This window comes from Streptomyces prasinopilosus (assembly GCF_001419695.1).
In the GTDB taxonomy this organism is placed as follows: domain Bacteria; phylum Actinomycetota; class Actinomycetes; order Streptomycetales; family Streptomycetaceae; genus Streptomyces; species Streptomyces prasinopilosus.
The window spans coordinates 1-1,421 of record NZ_LIRG01000648.1 but is presented as its reverse complement, the minus strand read 5'-3'; the positions used below and the strand labels follow the sequence as shown (position 1 = coordinate 1,421).

Here is a 1,421-nt window from a genome sequence, read left to right as displayed (position 1 = left end):
CGGCGACGACGACCTCGACGCCGGCCGGCTCGGCCCGGGTCCGGATGACGGCGACGGTCTGCGGCAGCGCGTCCGCGTCGACCAGGAACAGGCCCTTCTTGTTCTTGCCCATGCGGCGCGACAGCGCCATCGCCTCGGCGGCCGCGGTGCCCTCGTCGAGCAGGGAGGCTCCGGAGGTCGGGAGGCCGGTGAGTTCGGCGACCACGGTCTGGAAGTTCAGCAGCGCCTCGAGCCGCCCCTGCGAGATCTCCGGCTGGTACGGCGTGTAGGCCGTGTACCAGGCGGGGTTCTCCATGACGTTCCGCAGGATGACGGGCGGCGTGAAGGTCCCGTAGTACCCCAGCCCGATCATGGAGCCGAGCACCTCGTTGCGGTCGGCCAGCGACCGCAGCTCGGCCAGCACCTCGGGCTCGGTCCGGGCTCCCGGCAGGTCCAGCGCGTCTGCGTTCTTGATCACATCCGGGACCGCGGCGGCCGTCAGCTCCTCGAGCGAGCCGTAGCCGACCTGCGCGAGCATCTTGGCGCGGGCCTCGTGGTCGGGGCCGATGTGACGCTGCTCGAAGGGCGTTCCCTGTTCGAGCTCGGAGAGGGGAATGCGATGGGCGGTCATGTGCGGAGGCCTCCTGGTCCGACGACCTTCGAGGGGCACCACGGCGGGTGCCCGGACGGCCTCCCCCTCTGTCATCTCAACCTGAGAGCTTCACCGGCCGCCCGGGGCGGCCGGCTTTCACCGTCGGTGAGAGCGGGAGCCGTCGACACCCGCTCTGCTTTCCAGAGTGACCTCGTCCATGCGGTACGTGGGCCTGAGAGATTCCGGGGAGGATTTGCTCCTTCGGCGCCCTCCGATGGTGCGCAGAGGACTCTCCCGCACGGGGTCAGCAGCCGCTGTCAGGGTACCAGCGAGGGCAAGACCCCGGCTTTCGAGTGGCCGCCCCGCCGATTGTGCCGTTGTGTAGTGCTGACGAATCCTTGCGACCCGTGGAGGGCCCGTGCAGACCGACATCGATCCGCGCAACCTGATCGGCCGCAAGGCGTTCGACCGCAACGGCAACCGGATCGGCACGGTCGACGAGGTCTACCTCGACGACGCCACCGGTGTGCCGGAGTGGGCCGCGATACGCACCGGCCTGTTCAGCAGGGACGCCTTCGTCCCCCTGGAGCCGAGCGAGCTGATCGACGGCAGCCTCCACATCCCCTTCGAACGCGCTCTGATCAAGGACGCCCCCGACTTCGGTGTGGGTCGCCACCTCTCCCCGGAGCAGGAGCTCCAGCTCTACCACCACTACGGCCTGGACACGGGCACTCCTCCCCCGCTCCCGGACCACGACTTCGGCAGGCTCGCCGGCAGGGACGACTCCGCCTGACCGCGTCATCCGGGGCGCACCCGGGCCGCCGCCCCCGTACCGGCCCCCGGACCCCGG

General features: G+C 70.4%; 1 protein-coding gene, 1 pseudogene and 1 riboswitch. Of the genes and pseudogenes, one reads left to right on the top strand and one right to left on the bottom strand.

What is annotated here, in order from left to right; translation table 11 throughout:
- A pseudogene (locus tag AOK18_RS23910) lies at positions 1–610 on the bottom strand (glycine dehydrogenase (aminomethyl-transferring)); the annotation flags it as partial.
- A 171-nt stretch (positions 611–781) separates the two neighbouring features.
- Positions 782–878: riboswitch (glycine riboswitch) on the bottom strand.
- Positions 879–989: 111 nt separating this feature from the next.
- On the opposite strand from AOK18_RS23910, the gene AOK18_RS23905 reads away from it, so the two are divergent.
- A complete protein-coding gene (locus tag AOK18_RS23905; protein ID WP_055572219.1) occupies positions 990–1,364 on the top strand; it encodes a PRC-barrel domain-containing protein in 375 nt (124 codons plus the stop codon).
- Positions 1,365–1,421: the final 57 nt, after the last annotated feature.